General features: G+C 73.8%; 10 protein-coding genes. 1 reads left to right on the top strand and 9 read right to left on the bottom strand.

Translation table 11 applies throughout. The features are described 5' to 3' along the window. Position 1: 1 nt before the first annotated feature. From ACFTZC_RS22015 to ACFTZC_RS21980, 8 genes are all read right to left on the bottom strand, one after another. Positions 2–886, bottom strand: coding sequence for a GNAT family N-acetyltransferase (locus tag ACFTZC_RS22015; RefSeq protein WP_382892211.1), 885 nt, complete (start codon positions 884–886; stop codon positions 2–4). Between the two features lie 94 nt (positions 887–980). Next, a complete protein-coding gene (locus tag ACFTZC_RS22010; protein ID WP_382892209.1) occupies positions 981–2,774 on the bottom strand; it encodes an Hsp70 family protein in 1,794 nt (597 codons plus the stop codon). 9 nt (positions 2,775–2,783) lie between these two features. After that, positions 2,784–4,919: an Hsp70 family protein gene (locus ACFTZC_RS22005; RefSeq protein ID WP_382892207.1), complete on the bottom strand. Its 2,136-nt coding sequence runs from the start codon at positions 4,917–4,919 to the stop codon at positions 2,784–2,786. After that, on the bottom strand, positions 4,916–5,662 hold the full coding sequence (locus ACFTZC_RS22000; RefSeq protein ID WP_382892205.1) for a nucleotide exchange factor GrpE: 747 nt from the start codon (positions 5,660–5,662) through the stop codon (positions 4,916–4,918). The genes ACFTZC_RS22005 and ACFTZC_RS22000 overlap by 4 nt, the downstream gene beginning before the upstream one ends. 62 nt (positions 5,663–5,724) lie before the next feature. Beyond that, the gene (locus ACFTZC_RS21995) at positions 5,725–6,186 is read right to left on the bottom strand and encodes a hypothetical protein (protein WP_382892203.1); all 462 of its coding nucleotides are present in this window, start codon (positions 6,184–6,186) and stop codon (positions 5,725–5,727) included. Continuing rightward, complete coding sequence (locus ACFTZC_RS21990) at positions 6,183–12,275, bottom strand: CHAT domain-containing protein (protein WP_382892201.1); 6,093 nt, start codon at positions 12,273–12,275, stop codon at positions 6,183–6,185. The genes ACFTZC_RS21995 and ACFTZC_RS21990 overlap by 4 nt, the downstream gene beginning before the upstream one ends. A 2-nt stretch (positions 12,276–12,277) precedes the next feature. Further along, entirely contained in the window at positions 12,278–15,631 is a 3,354-nt protein-coding gene (locus ACFTZC_RS21985; protein ID WP_382892199.1) for a hypothetical protein, read from the bottom strand. 9 nt (positions 15,632–15,640) lie between these two features. Further along, positions 15,641–16,144, bottom strand: coding sequence for a hypothetical protein (locus ACFTZC_RS21980; protein WP_382892197.1), 504 nt, complete (start codon positions 16,142–16,144; stop codon positions 15,641–15,643). Positions 16,145–16,851: 707 nt separating this feature from the next. On the opposite strand from ACFTZC_RS21980, the gene ACFTZC_RS21975 reads away from it, so the two are divergent. Continuing rightward, the gene (locus tag ACFTZC_RS21975) at positions 16,852–17,451 is read left to right on the top strand and encodes a hypothetical protein (protein WP_382892196.1); all 600 of its coding nucleotides are present in this window, start codon (positions 16,852–16,854) and stop codon (positions 17,449–17,451) included. Positions 17,452–17,627: 176 nt separating this feature from the next. Here the strand turns inward: ACFTZC_RS21975 and ACFTZC_RS21970 are convergent, their stop codons facing one another. Beyond that, on the bottom strand, positions 17,628–18,401 hold the full coding sequence (locus tag ACFTZC_RS21970; RefSeq protein ID WP_382892194.1) for a polysaccharide deacetylase family protein: 774 nt from the start codon (positions 18,399–18,401) through the stop codon (positions 17,628–17,630). Positions 18,402–18,412 lie beyond the last annotated feature (11 nt).

Below are 18,412 nucleotides of genomic sequence, written 5' to 3'. Positions count from 1 at the left end.
GTCAGGGGCGGCGGCTGAAGGAGAACAGCCGGTCGACCTGGGCCAGGCCGGCCCGGTCATACATTCGGTTGGCCGCTGCCCGGCTCCGCTCCGGATCGTCCGCGGGGGCGTCGTCGTCGACGAACAGGATCACCTCGCGCGCGCCCAGCCCTCGCAGCAGGTCCACGCTCGACCCGAGCAGGGCTTGGCCGAGACCGCGGCCCCGCGCCGCCGGCGTGACGCTGATCCACCACAGCACGCCGATCCCGGCCACGGGCCGGCCGATGGTCGCTTCGGCGAGCAGCTCGCCGCCGTCGCGCATCTCCAGGCGCTTGCCCGGTGGCTCCTCGCAGTCGCGCACCGTGAGGCTTGAGGCATGCGGCAGACCGGCGATCGGCAGCTCGGCGTGCATATAGCGCCACAGGTTCCGGCCCGAGAACCCCGCCGCCTCCAGGCCGGCCCGCGTCACGGGCCGGTGGCCGGCCGGCAGGCCTTCCAGACCCAGGGACAGGGCCGAGGCGAACTCGAAGGCCGACACGGTCCGCTGCCTGCCCAACGCGGCGAGCGCGTGGTCGATCAGAGCACCGACCACAGCGGGGGCCTCGTGGCCGTGCAGCCACAGGACGAACCCGGTGTCGTCCGAGGGCCGCACCGCATAGGAGACGACGCCCAGCACCGTCCCGGCGGGGTCGTGGACGACGTCGGTGACCGGAGCGTCCAGTTCGGCCCACCAGCCGGAGTCGATCGGCGAGCGCCCGGCCAGGGCCTCGGCCAGCATCGCCGACGTCGTCTCCGGCTGCCCGGTGATCCGATCGGCGTTGGCCAGGGAGAGCACGGCCGCCTCGTCCCCGGCCTCGTACCGGCGGGCCGGCAGCCCGGTGGCCGGGCCCGTCGTCACGCTCCCCACAGGCAGTGCCTCCTCGTGTCCTGGACCAGCCTGCCCGTACGGGGCGTTCCACGCCAGCGACCCGGCCGGGATCAACGGCCCGGCGGGGCGCCGTTCAGGAGCCGCGTGAGCGGCCGAGGGTGTGGAGGAGGTCCCTCGCGGGGCGGTGGTCCGGGTCCCACTTGAGGGTTTGTTCGAGGACCTTCATCGCCTCGGCGCGGCGGCCGAGCCGGCTGAGCTCCCTGCCCTGGGTGTAGGAGCGTTCGGCGAGCAGCGCCCGGATCCGGGCGTTGTTCGGGTCGTGGCCCAGGGCGCAGCGCAGCCACTCCTCGTCGCGGGTGAAGGTCTCGACGGCCTGGGCGGCGGTCGCGGCGGTGCAGTGCAGGTCGATCATCTCCTCGAAGACGTCCGGCCGGTCCGGCTCCCGCTGCCAGGCGAGATGGGCCATGCCGATGGCCTGCTGGTACTGCTCCTGGGCGATCAGCCGGCGCGCCCGGGCGAGCAGATGCGCGACCCCGCTGGGGCCCTGGCCCGGTGGGGCGGCGGGCTCGCCGTCCGCCGCCGGTGGTGTGGTGACCGGGGTGCCGTCCCGGGGCGGGGGAGCGGCGGCCGGGGTGTCGTCCCCCGGTGAGGAAGCGGTGGCGGCGGAGATGTCGTCCAGCAGTGCCTGCGCCTCCGCGATCAGTTGGCGCAGTTCCTTTCCGGCCTGGTCGAGGCGGCCCTCCTCGATCAGGCGCCGGGCCGCGTCCAGGCCCGCCGGGCGGTGGGACGCGGTGGCCGGTGTGGTCGTTCCGGGCGCGGTGAGCAGGGTGATGTTCAGCGGCGGGGGCTGCATCTGCGGCTCGGCGGTGTCCCGTGTGTCGGCGCCCAGTTGTTCCTCGTACCCCGGGGACCGGCCGCTGAGCCGGTTGGCGTGCAGCGCGGCCCCGCGGGCGATGTGCTCGTTCCCGGACGGGACCACGGCGGTGCCGAGTCCGGAGATCAGCCCGCGCAGTTCGGGCAGCCGGGTGCTGCCGCCGCTCAGCACCACGGTGTCGACGTCCTCCCGCCGCATCCCGGACTGGTCGAAGAGGTGGTCGGCGCGGTCCAGCGTGGGGGCCACCACCAGCCGGACCAGGGTCGCGAAGCTCTGCCGCTCGATCTCCATGGTGACCGGCTGCTGGTTGTCGGGACCGGCCATCAGGACCGGGAACAGGGCCCGGTCCCCCGCGGAGAGCGTCTCCTTGATCTGCTCGGCGACCGCGCGCAGCCGCAGCCAGCCCGCCTCGCCGTGCTGGACCTCCCCGGGCGTGAGCCCCTGCGGGCGCAGCGCGTGCAGCCACGAGCCCAGCACATGGCTGTCCAGGAAGCGTCCGCCCGGGGTGCGGGCCCCTTCGTAACCGAGCACCCGGTAGCGGCCGCGTACCACCCGGACCAGGCCGAGTTCGAAGCCGTCGTACCCCATGCCGTAGCTCAGATACGTTCCGCTGCCCTCCCCTCCGGTGTGTCCGATCACCGCGGCCACCGAATCGGAGATCAGCGAGACCCGGGTCAGTCCGGCCGTCTCGGCCGCCTCCAGCAGCGCCGCCCGCTGCGTGGTCCCGAACCTGGCCGGCACGCTGATCACCACCTGGCCGATGGTTCCCGAGGTCGTGTCGAGGACCCGTCGGCACAGCTGGGCCAGCGCCCGCGCCACGATCTCCACGGGCCGCAGCGGCTGCCCCGCCACGTCCAGCCGGGTGTTCTCGCCCAGCATGCTCTTCAGGCTGGGGAAGGCCACCGGCACCGGTCCCGCCGTCGCCGGCACACAGAGCAGCCACGGCCGGTCCGCCCCGGTCAGCGCCATGAAACCGGTGGGCCGGCCGGACACCGAGTACGCGGCCCGCAGGCCGGTGGCGCCGAAGTCCAGGCCCAGGTTGACCTCGGTCATCGACGGCTCCTACGGCTCTCGGTCGAGAAGCTTGAGCAGACCGTCGAACTCCTCGGCGTCGACGATCTCGGCCACCGCGTTCTGCTGCCCCACCCGGGCCAGCACCGGTTTCAGCAGGCGCGCCTGCTCCAACGCGGCGTCCCGCCTGCCCTCCTGGTGCGACCTGCGGATCGCGGCGATGGCCTGGTTGATCTTCTCCGCGTCCTCGGGCGAGGCCTGGTCGGCGGTGCGTTCGGCGTAGTAGAGGTCGGAGGCGAGGCCGGCGCTGTAGATGTCCGACTGGAGCACGCTGGTCATGAAGCGGCACTCCGCCGGGTCGGAGAAGACCAGGGTCCGCTGGGCGCGCTCCAGGTCCTGGGCGATCTTCATCGCGTGCGCCGGCTCCAGGTACTGCTCGTACCGGCGCAGGAACATCCGGGTGGCCTCCTCGATGAAGGCGAGGTCCTCCCGGTAGGTCGCGCCGTCCTCCTCCGGCTCGGCGGAGGTCCCGGCGTTCGTCCGCTGGGTGTCGGTACGGAGCTTGGTCTGGTACCGGTTCGCGGTGCCGGGCACGGTGATGGTCACGCTCAGCTCGCGGTTCTTGTCGTACACGAACTCGACGTCGACGCGGGTGTGTACGTCGATCTCCTCGGGCAGTTCGTACTCGATCACGCCCTGCTCGTGGTTCTGGCTGGCGACCGCGGCATCGCCCTCGTACACCGGGACGCGGATGAGGCGGCCGTCGGTGGCCTCGAAGGTGCGGCGCATCGGCTCGGTCATCGGGTTGTAGGGCGTGCCCTTCGGGATGATCGGTACGAAGGTGTCGGCCTGTGCGCCGTGCACCGCGCCCACGCCGAGCGCCATGCCCGTCACGTCGTACACGTTGGTGTCGCCGGTGGGCCGTGCGGTGGCGAGGCTGTGGCCGCACTCGGCGCACACCGCGGCGGAATCGTCGTTGATCTTCTGGCAGGCGACGCACTCCATGCCGTGGGTGGTGCCGGCGAGGATGCCCGCGCCGAGCGCGACACACTCCATCGGGTTGATGTTGCGCCGTACCTTCTGCTTGCCGAAGAAGCTCTCCACCGTCTGGTAGACCTTCGGCGTCAGGGTGGAGCCGCCGACCAGCAGCACGTCCGAGATGTCGTCGGGCCGCAGGCTCTGCCGTTCGAGGGCGTCCCGCACCAGCCGGATCGTGCGGGCCACCAGCGGTTCGATCATCTCCTCGAACTCGGCCCTGCTCAGCGTCATGTCGACGTCCACCACGGTGCCGCCGTCGGCCCGCAGCGCGGCCGGCACGATGATGTCCACCTCGGCCGCCTGGCTCAGCTCCCGCTTCGCCAGCTCGGCCTCCTGCTTGGCGGTGAACCGGAACTTCAGGTCCTCGGACGGGTCGACCCCGGCGTTCTGCTTGATCCACTCGATGATCCGGTCCACGACGAGGAGGTCGAAGTCGTCGCCGCCGAGCCAGTTGTCCCCGGCGAAGTCCAGTACCTGGAAGTGGTTGTTGCCCTCCGTGTCCTTGGTGGCGTACAGGATGGAGATGTCGAACGTCCCGCCGCCCAGGTCGTACACGAGGATGCGGCGCCGCTCCCCGGGCTGGAGGTCGACGCCGAACGCGATGGCCGCCGCGGTGGGTTCGTCGATGATCCGCTTCACGACGAGACCGGCCGCCTCGCCCGCCGCCCGGGTCGCCGCGCGCTGCGCCTCCCGGAAGTAGGCGGGCACGGTGATCACCGCGTGGGTCGGCGTCTGGCCGAGCCGGTCCGTGGCGTCCTGCTTCAGCTTTTCGAGGATCATCGTGGACACCTGCGCCGGGGTGTACGCGGTCCCGGCGATCATCACGTGCGCCCGCGGGTCCTGGTCGGGGCCCGGCACGATCCGGTAGCTCAGCCGGCCGCGGGCGTCCGCCACGTCGGCGTCGGCGTAGTCCCGCCCCATCAGGCGCTTCACCGACACGATGGTGTCCTTGGGCTCGCGCTTGGCCCAGTTGAGCGCCGGTCCGCCGATCAGCCGGGTGTGTTCGCCGTTGCGGATACGGACGCCCACGACCGAGGGCGTCAGCGGCTTGCCGTCGCCGTTGACCAGGACGCTCGCCCGCTTCTGGTCGGGCTCGTACTTCGCCACCGCCGAGTTGGTGGTCCCGAGGTCGATGCCGATCGCCTTCACTGTCGCTCCTTCTTGCCGCCGGTGTCGCCGGTGCCGCCGGTGCCGCCGGACCGGGCCGGGACCCGTTCCGCCGTCCTGGCGTCCGCCACCTCGGCGGGTGTCTCGTTGTCGTACGGTGCCTGGCTGCTGTCCGGCGTTTCGTTGTCGTAGGGCTCGTAGGGCGTTTCGTTGTCGTACGGCGCCTGGTCGTCCTTCGCGGGCTCGCCCGACGCCACGACCACCGCGGCCGGACGGATGAGCGTGCCCCGGTGGCGGATGCCACGCTGGACCACCGTGAGCACCGTGTCCTCGGGGAGGTCCGGGGCGGGTTCCGGGTGCAGCACCTCGTGGGTCTCCGGCTCGGCGATCTCGCCCGGCTCGCCGATCAGCTCGACCTCGTTCTTGCGCAGCATGGTGGTCAGCGCGGCGTGGGTCCGGCCCACGCTGGCCCGGTGGGCGTCGAGGCCGACGTCGGGGCCGAGTTCGAGCAGCCGGTCGAACGAGTCCACGACGCCGCCGAAGCCCCGTAACAACCGCCCGACGTACGCCTCGTGGGCGCGCACCGCGTCCTGAAGCCGCTCGACCTGCGCCTCCCTGTCGGCGAGTTGACCGGCCAGCTGCTTGATCAGCTCATCCGCCGACGGTTCGGCGGGCGGACCGGTCGGCTGCTCGGCCGTCTGCTCGGCGGGCTGTTCGGCGGGCCGGGCGGCCGGGGTGTCGCGGCGCGGCGGCCGGGCCCGCTTCTTGGCCTTGCGGTGGTTCACATCAGGCTCCTAGCGATCTGCGTCTGCGGTCTGCGTCTGCGGTCGGTCCACGGTGTGGGGATCTACCGGTCGAACCGGATCAGGCTGTCGATCAGCGCCCCCGACGGGAACACTCCGAGCCCGGGCGCGGGACCGGCCGCCTCCGGCACGGGCACCTCGACCGCGCTCAACTCCCCGGCCAGCGCGTCGAGCCAGGCCACCGGCACGGACAACGCCCGTGCCACCTCCGGAGGTTCACCGCCCCCGCCCGCCGCGTCCCGTTCGGCCGCCAGGTCCGCCCGGGCGCGGGCCACCTCCTCGGCCGGATCGATGTCGTAGAGCAGTACGTCCGCCAGCAGCCGGCGCCGCAGGTCCCGCAGCTCGTGCCAGGCGTTCTGGGTCCGGGCGTTCATCAGACGCCGGGTCATCAGGTCGAAGGAGACGTCCGCCATCGCCGCGTGCGTCGTGTCGGGTGTCACCCCCGCGACGGTCAGCTCGTTGTACGGGAACGGGCCGTCCCACTCGGTCAACGGATCCTTGATCACCTGTCCAGGTCCCCTTCGCCTACGCCTACGTCCACGCCGTGGCCTTCGACTTCGCGTTCGCTTTCGACTTCGCTTTCGACTTCGCTTTCGGGCTCGCTCGCGGGTTCGCTCTCGGTGGCGCGCGGCCCGAGGTCCGCGTCCAGCGCGTCCAGCAGCGCCTGTCGCACCCGGACGCTGGTCGGATCGGTGCGGCAGGCCCGCACCAACCGGTGCAGGAACCCCGGCCGGTCGCCCAGCAGACGTTTCTCCTCCGCCTGCCGCAGGAGGTCATCGGCGTGCGCCGAGGGGTCGGTCTCCGCGGGGGTGTTCGCCCCGTACTCCGTGATCATGTCGTTCAGCTGGTCGATGCCCACGCCGGCCAGCAGCAGCGGTTCCAGCTCCTCCAGCGCTCCGAGCTGGCATTCGAGCAGCCGGCTGTCCGCCTCCGCCCGGATGAGACCGTGGTGCAGGATGACCAGCGCCTCGCGCAGGATGGTCAGCCGGCCGCCGGTGGTGTTCCCGCCGGGCAGGGCGTCCATCTCGAAGATGAGCGCCTGGGCCAGGTTGAGCCGGGGCCGGGCCGACGCCGGGTTCAGCTCCAGGGCCCGGCGCAGATCGGCCAGGCCGAGCGGCAGGTCCGGCTGTACGCCGACGTCCCGGCACCGCGAGCTGTACCAGATGCCCCGGTCGACCAGGAGCGCCGCCCACCGCGCGGTGAGCGTGTGCGTGCCCACCGTGCCGACCACCGGCAGGGCCGCCTCGACCAGGGCGATCGATTCGTTGAGTGGATCGATCTGAAGTACGGACATGTCGGTCAGCGCGTCCACGCGGCCCAGGATCAGCCGCAGCACCGCCTCCTTCACCCGCACCGTCATCGCGGCGTTCGCGGCGATGCCGATGGCCTCGGTGAGTTCGGCCATGGCCCGGCCCAGCTCACCGCGGTTGGCCAGCAGCCCGCGGGCGATGAACAGATGGGCCCGTACGGCGAGTCCGACCGCGTCCTGCTGGAGATGGTTACGGCGCCGGGGCAGGTAGGTGTGGGCCGGGTTGCGGCGCAGGAAGTCCTGGCACGCCGGGCACTCCCCGATGCCGGGGTGGCCGTCGGCGCCGGGCCCGCCGCAGTCGGCCGGCAGCTCCGGCATCCGCTGCCGGTGGAACTCCGGCAGGGCGCGCAGCGCCGACTCGAAGCGGTGCCGCTCGACGAGGGAGGAGGCCCTGGCCAGCTCGGAGAACGCCCACCGCACCCGGCGCAGCGTCACACTGGCGGACTCGCTCTCGGGTTCGCCGTGACCGGTCCGCTGCTCCGTGGCGCGTGCCACGAACCGGCCGAACCGCCGGAGCAGCCCCGTCATCTCCAGATAGCCGGGCCCGCACGCCAGCCGGGGGCTCTGCGGGTCCTCGGAGAGCGGCAGACCGCCGGCCTCGCTCAGCGCCCGCGCCCCCTCCAGCTCGCGCTCCAGGAAGGAGCCCAGCTCCTGGTAACTGGCGGCCTGTGCCGAGCGGCCGGCGCTGGTGTGCCGGTCCGCGTGCCCGGAGAGCAGGGCCACCAGATGCTGGCCGAGGTCCACCCGCAGCCGGTTGGTGTTGGCGGGGGTCACCGCCTGCCCGTAGGAGGCGGCCCTGGCCTGCCGCCAGCCGGCCCAGAAGAGTTTGTCGTCGGTGAGCAGCACCGCCCAGCAGGCCAGCACCTCCCGCCACACCGGCTCGGCCTGCTCCCACGCCCCGGTGTGTTCCAGCTCGCGGGCCTGCCAGAAGGACGCCACGGCGAGGCTGTGCACGGTGGCCAGGTCGCCGGGGGCGGCGGCCAGCCGTCGCCGCCACTCGCCGGTGGCCCGGCCGCGGTCGCCGGAGAGCAGCGTGAGCAGCGGGGCGTCGTCCGGCAGATCCGCGCAGAGCCGGGCGGTCAGCTCCGGCCGCTCGGCCGGTTCCAGGGCGCCCAGCCGTTCGGCCAGCGCGGCGGGCTCGCGCAGCCGGTAGAGGAACGCGTCCACCAGCAGCCGTTGAGCGGGCCACCGCAGCTGGTTCCAGGCGACCCGCTCCTGCCAGCTCATCCCGCCGCGCTCCATCAGCATGAACGCCGCGTTCTGGACGGTGTCGGTCGGCGAACCCGGGGTGATCCCGGCCGAGTCGAGGGCCCGGTACGGGAACCCCGGGTCGCGTTCGGCGAGCGGATCGGCCAGGAGCTGCCCGCTCGCCGCCCGGTCGGCCCAGGGCAGCGCGGCCAGCAGCGACTCCAGCCGGGCCTGCCGCGCGGCCAGGTCCGCCACCGGCCCCGGCGCGGCGGCGTACGCCAGGACCGCGGAGCGCCAGCGCCCGCCGTCCTCCAGCGCGCGGCCCTGTGCGTACGCCTGCCGGGCGCGGCTGTCGGCGTGCGTCAGGCAACCCGCGTACGCCGCCACGGCCTCCGGCCAGTCCGCGCGCTGTTCGGCCGCCCGGCCGCGTACGTAACCGGTCAGCGTCGCGAGGTCCGAGTAGCCTTGGTCGGACAGGCTCTCGGCGGCCTCGGCGGCGGTGGGCCAGTCCTGTTCCGCGACGGCCAGCCGCAGCCGCGCGTAACCGGCCCGCGCCGGTACGTCGGCGAAGCCGTCCGGCAGCGCGGCGTACCGCTCCACCACCTCCCGCCAGCCGTCGGGGCCCTCAGCCGTGCCGAGTTCGGCGAGCCGGGCGCTCGCGTAGCCGCGCCGTACCGGTACGTCGTGGTGGCCGTCCGGAAGGCCGGTGTAGCGCTCCAGCGCGCCGGCCCAGTCACCGTCCCGCTCGGCCAGCCGGGCCAGCGCGTAGCCGTGGGCCAGGGCCAGTTCCGGATCGGCGCCGGCGACCGGGGCGTAGGCGGTCGCCGCGGTCGTCCAGTCCTGCTCCAGCTCGGCCAGCCGGCCCCGGGCCTTCCGGCGTACGAGGCCGACCTGCCCGTCCCGTTCCTCGTCCCGCGCGTCGCCGAGCAGGGCGAGCACCGAGCCCCAGTCGTCGCGCCGGGCGGCCAGCTCGGCCCGCGCGTACCTGCGCCGCCGGCCGACCTCCCCCTCCGCGTGGTCGTCGGGCAGCCGGCCGAAGCCGTCGATCACCCCGGCCCAGTCGTCCCGCTGATCGGCGGCGCGCCCGGCGGCGTACTTGGCCCGCTCGGCCGCGTCGAGCAGATCCGCCGGCAGAGGCGCGTAACAGCCGTACGCCTCGGCCCAGTTCCCAGCCGCCTCGGCAATCCGCCCGGAGGCGTACCCGAACCGCTCGGCGGCGTCGGCGTGACCCGAAGGGGCGCCGGTACGGGTACGGCCCGGCCGGCCGGTATCCGTGCGTACGGGCCGGCCGCCGGTGTCGGTGTTGGCCGGGCCGGTGCCGGCGGTGCCCGCGTGGGCCTTCCGGCTGTCGGCGTCCGCACGCCCCAGTCCTTCGGCACCGTCCGTGTCAGTGCTATGCGCGTTGGTCCGGTCCGCGTCGGTCCGGTCCGTTTCGGCGGTGTCCGCATCGGCTCGGGCCGTCTTGGTTCGGTCCGCATCGGCTCGGGCCGTGTCGGTGGTGTCCGCGTCGGTTCGGTCTGTGTCGGCGGTGTCCGCGTCGCCCGGAGTCCCGTCGGCCGACGTCGTGTCGGTGGGGTCCCCGCGGTCCGGATCCCCGTGAGCCGAGCCTGTGTTGGCAGGGGCGCCGTCGGCAGTGTCTTCGTCGGCCGGGGTTCCGTGGGCCGGGGTTCCGTGGGCCGGGCCGGTGTCGGCCGGGCCCCCGCCGGTTGTGTCCGCGTCCGCCGGGCCCCTGTCGACCCCACCCCCGTCGATCCGGCTCCCGTCGGCGCGAGCCCCGTCGACCCCACCCCCGTCGGCCCGGCTCCCGTCGACCGGACTTCCGTCGGCCGGATCACCCTCCGCCGGAGCCCCGTCCGCCGGACCGGCGTAGTGGGCCGCCGCCGCTGCCCAGTCCTGGCGCAGCTCGGCGAGTCGGCCCTCGGCGTACCGGGCGCGGGCGCCGGCGTCCGCGCGTTCGCCGTGATCCGGGGGAAGCGCCCCGTAACAGGCCGCCGCGCTCGCCCAGTCCAGGAACGCCTCCGCGGCCAGCCCCTGCTCGTACAGGCTGTCCCCGGCCAGGTCCAGCCAGTCGCCCGGATCCCCGCCCCCGTCGGCCAGCTTGCCGAACGCCCGGTGCGCGGTCTGCCAGTCCGCCTCCTCGGCCGCCGCCCGCCCGGCCGCGTACAGCGCCCGGTGCGGGCTGTCCAGGAAGTCGGCCAGGCGCTCGAACGCCGCCGCCGCGGCGGGCCAGTCCTGCCGGTCCTCGGCGGTTCTGGCCGCGGCGTAACCGCACCACTCGTCGGGCGTCAGGCCGAGCCCGACCGCCGCCGTCAGTTCCCGGTCGGCCGGGGGCCAGTCGCCGGACCCGGCCGCCGCCCGGCCCCGCGCGTACGCCGCCCGGAGCGGCGCGTCCGCGACGGCGGGGCACTCGCCGTACGCCACCGCCGCCTCGGACCAGGCGCGGTCCGTCTCGGCGAGCCGGCCGTCGACGTAGCGGGCGCCCTGCCGCGCGTCGCGGTAGCCGTCCGGGCGCAGCGCGAGGACCGCCGCGTACGCGCGCCGCGCCGCCGGCCAGTCCTCCGCCTCCTGGCACGCGCGCGCCTCCCCGTACATGACGGCGAGCCGGGTCTCCTCGATCTCGCCGCGCAGGCACTCCCGTACCGGCCGCGGCAGCTGCGGCTCGGTGATCCCGTCCAGGATCCGTTCCGCGGCGTCGGGGTCCAGCCGGTCGGCGAGCGCCGCGCACAGCTGGTCGATCGCGGGCCAGGCCAGTTCGAGCCGCGCCTCGGAGATCAGCCGGCTCCGCTCCTCGCTCAGCCGGCCCGTGCGTACCGTACGCAGCACGCCTTCCCAGTCCTGCCGGGTGCGCAGGAAGCGGGCGGCGGCCAGCACACTGGTCCATTTCATGTTGCCGGGGGCGTCCAGCCGGACCAGCGCCGCCTCGCCCTCGACCAGCGGGTCGAGGACCTCGTCCTCGTCGTCGTGCACCTCCCGCGCCTTGAAGAGCCAGCCGTGCGCGTACGACTCGTGCAGGAACAGCGCCGGTGTGGCCCATTCGATCGAGGTGTGGCCCGGCAGGTCGGAGATGCGCTGCCGGGCCGAGGTCACCGCCTCGTCGATGGTCTTGTTCGCCGACAGCCCTTCCATCAGCACCGGGCCGAACACGCCGGCCGCCCGCTCGGTGACCGTGGTCCGCATCCCGACCACCGCGGGCACGCCCCGCCCGATCAGCGCCTGGGCCAGCCCGGAGAACGGCTCCGCGCTGCTGTTCCGGGCGCCGGAGCACAGGTTCAGCACGACCAGGCGCAGCCGCTGCGCCCGGACCATGATGCCGCTGAGCAGGGTCGCGGGAACGCGGTCCGCGGTGCCGTCCTCGGCCTCCAGATACACCACGCCCTCGTTGCGCGGCGTGTCGTAACCGCCGTGCGCGATGAGCAGGACCGCGACGGGCTCGTTCGCGTGCTGGGCCAGCCAGGTCTCGATGGACCGCCGGGTCGCGTGCTCCCGTACGGTCGTCTTGACGACCAGTTCGGACAGATCCTTGCGCAGCGCGGCCAGTTCCGGTCCCGCGTCGATCGCCGGGAGGCCGCCGGGGGAGGCGACCGCGACCAGGAGGTGGATCGCCGCCGGCTGGTCCTCCGCGCCCGGCAGCCGGCCGTGCAGGGGGTTGCCCGGCAGCGAACGGGCCAGCGACATGTTGTAGTTCAGCGCCAGGACCTGCTCGCCCCGGTGGGCGGGTGAGGCCAGCGCCTCGACGGGCAGCCCGTGCAGCTCGGTCGGCAGGTCGAAGCGGAGCCGCAGGCCGCGGAAGCGGTGGTGGTCCTCGGTGCTCTGCGCCCGGCTCAGCGCCTCGGCGATGCACTCCACGAGCCCGTCGTCGAAGAGCAGGCCGTACGTGGCCCGGCCGAGGGCGCGCAGCCGCGTCACGACGTCCCGCCCGCCGGCGGGCGCGTGGCCCAGCTCGATGTCGATCAGCTCGGCGAACTCGCCGCTCAGGCGCCCCGGTTCGCCGTCCACGGCGCGTACGGCCACTCCGGACACCGGGCCGTTGGCGAGCACCAGGTACCGCCGGGGCCCCACTTGACGTACCCGGACGCGCAGTTCCTCGTATTCGAGCACGGTCACCCCCTCTGCCGGTTCGGCGCGGACCGGTCCGGCGCGGACCGCAGCCCGGCGAAGACCTGGTTGAGGCTCTGGCTCGCCGCGGTCCGCTCCTCCAGCAGGCGAGGGTCGCCCGGCCGGTCCAGCAGGGCCAGGTCGAACTGCTCGACCGACTTGGTGAGCAGTTCGACGAGTACGGAGATGTCACCGGCGTCCAGCGCCTCGAACGCCGCGATGCGCAGCACGATGCCGAGATTGAGCCGGGCCCGTACCGAGCGCGGGTTGAGTTCCACCGCGCGCGCCAGATCGGCCCGCGCGGGCGCGGTGCGGGAGCTGTCCTCGTTGACCGTCAGGATGGCCCGGGTGGTCAGCGCCTGGGAGAGCTGGGTGACCACCCGCTCCCGCTGCGCGGGGTCGCGCCCGCCGACCGCGCCCAGCGCGGCGTCGAGGACCGTGATGGCGTCGTCCCCCTTCTTCTTGCGGTGCAGCGCGTCCGCCCTGCCGAGCGCGGCGTCCACCACGGTCCGCCGCACGGGCCCGCCCCGGTCCGCCCGGTCGGCGTACCGCACCGCCCGCCGCCAGGAGCGCGCCACCTCGGCGCCGTCCGGCTCGCGCGCCGAGAGCGCCCGCATCGCCTTGCCGAGCAGGGCCTCGACGGCCAGGGTCGCGCTGCCCCGGAGCAGCTCCTGGTGTCCGGTGGACAGCCCCGCGAGCGCCGGATTGCGCTGGTCGAACGTGGCGCAGTCCGCCCCGCACGTCCGCGGCTCCTCGGTGGCGGGGCCCGGGCGGGTGACGTACCGGCGCTCCGACGCGGAGCGGCGCTCCTCGTCGGCGGCGCGGCAGCGCGCACAGCGGGTGTCCAGGGCCAGGCTCAGCGCCTCGTCGAGCCGGCCCGCGGTCAGCTGCACCTGGGCGAGGCCGAGTTGGGTGAAGTAGACGTACAGGTCGCCGGTGTCCGCGTCCGTCGTGGTCAGCGACTCGGTGAACGCGCCGAAGTGCCGTTCCAGCCCGAGTTCGGCGAGCCGCAGTGGCCCACAGACCAGCCGGGCGCCGGTGTCCGTGCCCGTGTTCGAGCCCTCGCCCGCGCCCGCGTCGGCACCGGCACCGGTGCCGGTGCCGACGTCGTTGCCGTTGCCGGTGCGGTCCGCCGCGCCGGGCAGCGGCAGTCCGCCGTGGTCGCGCAGGGCCTTGGCGGCCCTCTCCTCCCGGCGGAGCAGCAGGGCCGTGGTCGCGGCGGTGCCGGACCGGTCGGCCGTGATGCGCCGCTCGATCAGCTCCTGGACGTCCGCGCGCAGCGTGTCCAGCATCGCGGGGGCGACGGGCTCGCCGTAACGGCGCTCGGCCCGTTCCCGCCACCGTGCCCAGAACGCGTCGTCGCGCAGCAGCGACATCCAGGTGCCGACGCAGGTCGGCCAGTCGGCGCGCCCGCCGCGCGGCCGGACGTCCGCGCTGATCGTGTGGAGCAGCATCAGCGCCCTGACATGGCCGGTCCGGTGGTCGGTGGGGTCATGGGCGTCGGCCCGTTCGAGCCGGTCCACGGCGGTGACCCGGTCACCGCCGAGGCCGTGGGCGAGCGCCTCGATCAGCGTCGGCGTCCGGTCGTCCGGCGCGGCCTCGTCGGCGTGGGCCAGCCAGGACGCGGCCCGCTCCCACTCCGCCCGTTCGGCGTGGCCGTACGCGATGTCCCGCAGCAGCGGGGCCAGTTCGGGGCGGGTACGGTCGCTCGCCACGGCGGCGGCGATCTCCGCCTCGTCCGGCGGCCCGCCGTCGGGAGGGCGGGTGCGCAGCCGCGCCATCGCCTGCCAGGGGCGCCGCCCGCCGCGCTCCGGCAGGGCCAGCAGCTCGGCGAACCGCCCGGCGCGGTACAGCCCTTCGGCATGGAGGGCGCCCCACTCCCCGTGGCCCGGGGCCGGAGCCAGGGCCTCCAGCACGCCCGGCCAGCCGCCGTCCCGGAACCGCAGCGCGGCCAGCGCGTATCTCGCCTGCCGTACGACGTCCGCCCACGCGGGGTCCGCCACCAGACAGCCGCCCAGCTCCTCGGCGGCGTCCTCCGCCGGGCCCGAGCCGGCCGCGCACAGCGCCAGACCGAGGCGCACCCGTCCGGCCCGCGCGCGTGCGGACTCCGAGCGTGCGGCCCGCGCGCGTGCGGACTCCGAGCGTGCGTGCCCCGCACCGCCGGACTCCGCACCCTCGGGCCCCGCACCTTTGGGCCCCGCACCCTCGGACTTCGCACCCTCGGGCCCCGCACCGTCAGACCCCGCGCCGTCGATCCGGCGCCACAGATCCGCCGCCTCGCCGAGCCGCCCGGCCGCGGCCGCCAGCACCGCGAGATAGTGCGCCGGTCTCGGATCCCCGGGGCGCAGCCGCCGGCTCGCCGTCAGGTGCGCGCGGGCCGCGCCGTCGAGGTCACCGCGGGCGATCGCCCGCGCGGCGGCGTGCAGATGCAGCTCCGCGACGAGCGCGTCGGGCGGTACGGGCACCCCGGTGCGCCGGGCCGCCTCCAGGTGCTCGATCGCCTCCGCGAAGTCGCGCCGGGCGGTGAGTTCACGGGCGTACGTCCAGTGCGCGGCCGCCAGCGGGGCGGCGAACCGCGGATCGTCGGGATGGCGGGCCCGTAACTCGGTCCAGGAGTCGAGGTACGTGTCGAACCGGCGGAGCCGGTACGCGGTCAGGCAGTACTGGAGCAGCACCTCGTCGTCGGCGTACCCGCCGGCCAGGGCCTGCGCGTACGCGTCGTACGCCGCCGGGAGCTTGTTCTGCTCCTGGAGCGCGAAGCCCAGCACCGCGGCCGTCCGCGGGGTCCGCGCGGAGGGCTCGACGCGGGCCGCGAACATCTCCGCCTGCTCGGGGCGGCCCTGCCGGAGCAGCAGGCACGCGGCGAGCAGCAGCCCGCTGTCGTCGAGCGCGTCGTGCTGGTCCGCGGCGTACAGATCCACCAGCGCCAGATCGGGCCGGCCCTGGCGGATCCGGACGTACGCCCGCTGTGCATGGGTACGGCCCCGATGGCCGCCGTCGCACTCCAGCGCCTCCCCGAAGAGCCACTCGGCGCGCTCGAAGTCGGCCTGGTGCGCGGCGCCGCAGCCGCCCCAGTAGAAACCGTCGGCGGCGGACGGCGCCAGCCGCCGCGCCTCGTGGAACCAGGGGTCGGCGGCCCGGTAGTTCTCCCGGGCCAGGCAGATCCGCCCCATGCCGGTGTGGGCCTCCGCGGCGGTCGCCGCGGCCTCCGGGTCCCGGTCCGCCGTACGCCGCAGCTTCCGCAGAGCACGGTCGAAGTGCTGCTCGGCCAGGTCCAGTTCACCTTCGTCCCAGGCCAGCCACGCGGCGGCCACCGCCTGCTGCGCCTGACGCCTACCGATCCCGAGGTTCGGCCCCATGGCGGCCGGTCACCCCGCGGCTTCGTCGAGCTCGGAGCGCCAGGCCTCGCGATGCCGGTCGTAGTGGAGCGGGCCGATCCGGTAAGCCGTCAGATCGAGCGCGACGAGCTGCCGGTACGCCTCCGCCGGCAGGTCCGCCTCCAGTACGACGCGCAGCCCGCTGACCGAGTCGTGCAACACCAGCGGCCCCCGGGCCCCGCCTACGCCCCCGCCCACGCCCCCGCCCGTGTCCTCGCTCCCGGCCCCGTCGCCCCGGGGCCCGCGCCGCAGCAGCGACTTGACGCCGGTGTAGACGTCCTTGACCGCCTCCGCCCCCAGCCCGCTGAGGAACGCGTGCAGCGGCAGCGCGAGCAGCACCACCCATCCCAGCTCCGCGGGCCCCCGATGCGCCAGCGCCCGGCGCGCGTCCGCCCGTACCCCCAGTTCGCCCAGCATGGTGACGAGCTGATCTTTCTGCGCGTCGGTGACATCCCGGTCGAGCAATAACTCGGCAGACAAAGAATTGCCGATCATCCGATGACTCCCCCGTAGCAACCGCTTCTGAACTGCTGAACCGCCGAACGGTCGAACTGCCGTACTGCCGAACTGCCGCCACACCGGCACTGGTAAGGACCATAAGACCGGCCGCGCGGTTCCGCCATGAGTTCGCGGAGACTTCCCCGCGCTCGGCGCGAGACCTTCGGTGCCCTGGTGTGCGGCCGTATCTTCGAACGGTTGCCCGCGGCGCGGTGATGTTGACGGGTCCGGTGCGAGGGAGCGGCGGAATGGAAGCGCAATGGAAGCGCAATGGAGAAAGAATGAAGATCGATCTCCCTGGCACGCACGCCGCCGCTTGTCGAGACGGCGCGCCGCGAAAACCTCCGTCGACACGGCACCGGCCCCCGCGGCTCGCTCCGGTGGGCGGCGGCGTCCCGTCTGCCGCCGCGCGCTGGCCGCCGCCGCACTGTGGTCACCGAGGAGCCCCCCCCGCGCCGATGCGCGCCGCGGTGGACCGACGCTCGCGAGATCGGCGCTCGAATTCCATCCGGGGATCGATTTTCGATGCCGGTGAGGGGATTAGGGGATTCGTCCATTGTCCGCCGAATGAAATTACCCGGCCGATCGGTCTTACTCGCGCTCACTCGCGCGAGCGCCAAGTCCCCCGTAACGGGAACTGGTTGGCCGTTCTCGTGGTAGAGTCTTGGTGAATTCACAGGACGCCACGAAAAAAGGGGAATGGCGTGAATACCGAGAAGGTTACGGCTCGGCGTCTTACGGCCGTGGAGGTTGCGGAGTTGGGCCCCCAGGACGGCATCTTCGTCTCGGCAGGGACGGACGGCCTTCCTCTCGACTGCTACGCCCCGGCTTTCCTCACGGGGCCGGGTAAGAACTTCGAGGGAGGGTCCTTCGTCGCGAGGACGGCCTTCGGCGAGGAAATCCATGTGCTCCCGGACAATGCCGAGGAGAGCGGGATCTGGATCGCCGACAAGCAGGGGGAGGAAATCGAGGTTCTCCAGAGTGCCGGCGTCCTCCTGAACCTCGCCCTCTTCGTGCCCAACGGGAACAAGGAATCCCTGGAGGCGCTCTACTCCGCGGCGCGGGACGCCTTCGGCGTGGGGATCGTCCAGCGCTGGAGCGAGGAAGTCGCCGAGGTGCCGGACGTCAAGGTCGACCTGTACGAGGAGCCGGTCCGCGGGCGGAAGAGCGCGAACGGCCAGAACCGCGACCGCCGCGCTCTGGACATCTACCCGACCCGGGTGCGGTTCCTGGAGCCCAGCGACGGCTGGAAGTTCATTGTCGAGCCGCACAAGGAGATCGTGGACGACACGCCGACGATCTGACGGCGTGCGGCCTGCTGGTCACACCTGCTCGCACAACTGATGTCGGCAGTACGCACGAACGCTCGGCTGGGGTCTCCCAGCCGAGCGTTTTACGTGAAGGGACTCGCGACGGTGCGTGGAGGGCCTCGCGACGGCGCAAGGGGACGGCGCGGGCCGCCCGTTGGAGATCCTCCGGCTCAGCGCACCGGGAAGCCGAAGGAATAGCCCTGCTCCTTGAGCCAGGGGAGGACCCGGCGCAGGGCCTCGACGGTCTGGGAGCGGTCGCCGCCCGCGTCGTGGAAGAGGAGTGTCGGCCCGTTCGGCAGCTCCCGCTGGACCGTGGCGACAATGGCGTCCGCGCCCGGCCGCTCGAAATCCTTGGTGTCCACGTTCCAGCCCAGCGGTCGCATGCCCCGGGAGGCGGCGAGCTCCCGGCTGTAAGGGGTGAAGGCCCCGCCGGGCGCCCGGTAGTACATCGGCCGTACGCCCCCGGACGCCTCGGTGATCACGCGTTCGGTGTCGAGGATCTGCTGCGACTGGTAGGCCTCCGACTTCTTGTCCATGGCGGTGTCGTGCGACACCGAGTGGTCGCAGAGCCGGTGCCCGGCCGCGACCACCTTCTTCACCAGGTCGGGGTGGGCCTTCGCCTGCGTCCCCACCATGCAGAACGTGGCCTTCACCTCGTACTTCTCCAGCAGGTCCAGCATCGGGGGAGTCCACACGGGGTCCGGGCCGTCGTCGATGGTGATGTTGACGCCGCGCGCCCCCTTGTCCGAGGCGTGCACGATCTCCTTCGAGACGGGCTTGACGTCAGTGCTCGGCGAGGCCGACGCGGTCGGCTTCGGCGCCGCGTCGTCCACGGAACCGGCCTGCGCGGTCCACACCGAGGCCCCGGCCGCCGCCACCGTGACGCCGAGCACCGCCCCGATCAGCTTGCCGTACCAGCCCCGCCCGCCGCTGTGCCGCGCCATGTCCGCCCCGC

It is taken from the genome of Streptomyces sp. NPDC056987 (assembly GCF_042673865.1).
Taxonomy (GTDB): domain Bacteria; phylum Actinomycetota; class Actinomycetes; order Streptomycetales; family Streptomycetaceae; genus Streptomyces.
Note: the sequence above shows the minus strand (reverse complement) of the source record. Positions and strands in the feature narration are given on the sequence as shown.

Bases quoted from the DNA above. Each gene is read 5' to 3' on its own strand.
- ACFTZC_RS21985 (WP_382892199.1), bottom strand. From the start codon at position 15,631: ATGGGGCCGAACCTCGGGATCGGTAGGCGTCAGGCGCAGCAGGCGGTG.
- ACFTZC_RS21980 (WP_382892197.1), bottom strand. From the start codon at position 16,144: ATGATCGGCAATTCTTTGTCTGCCGAGTTATTGCTCGACCGGGATGTC.
- ACFTZC_RS22010 (WP_382892209.1), bottom strand. From the start codon at position 2,774: ATGACCGAGGTCAACCTGGGCCTGGACTTCGGCGCCACCGGCCTGCGG.
- ACFTZC_RS21970 (WP_382892194.1), bottom strand. From the start codon at position 18,401: ATGGCGCGGCACAGCGGCGGGCGGGGCTGGTACGGCAAGCTGATCGGG.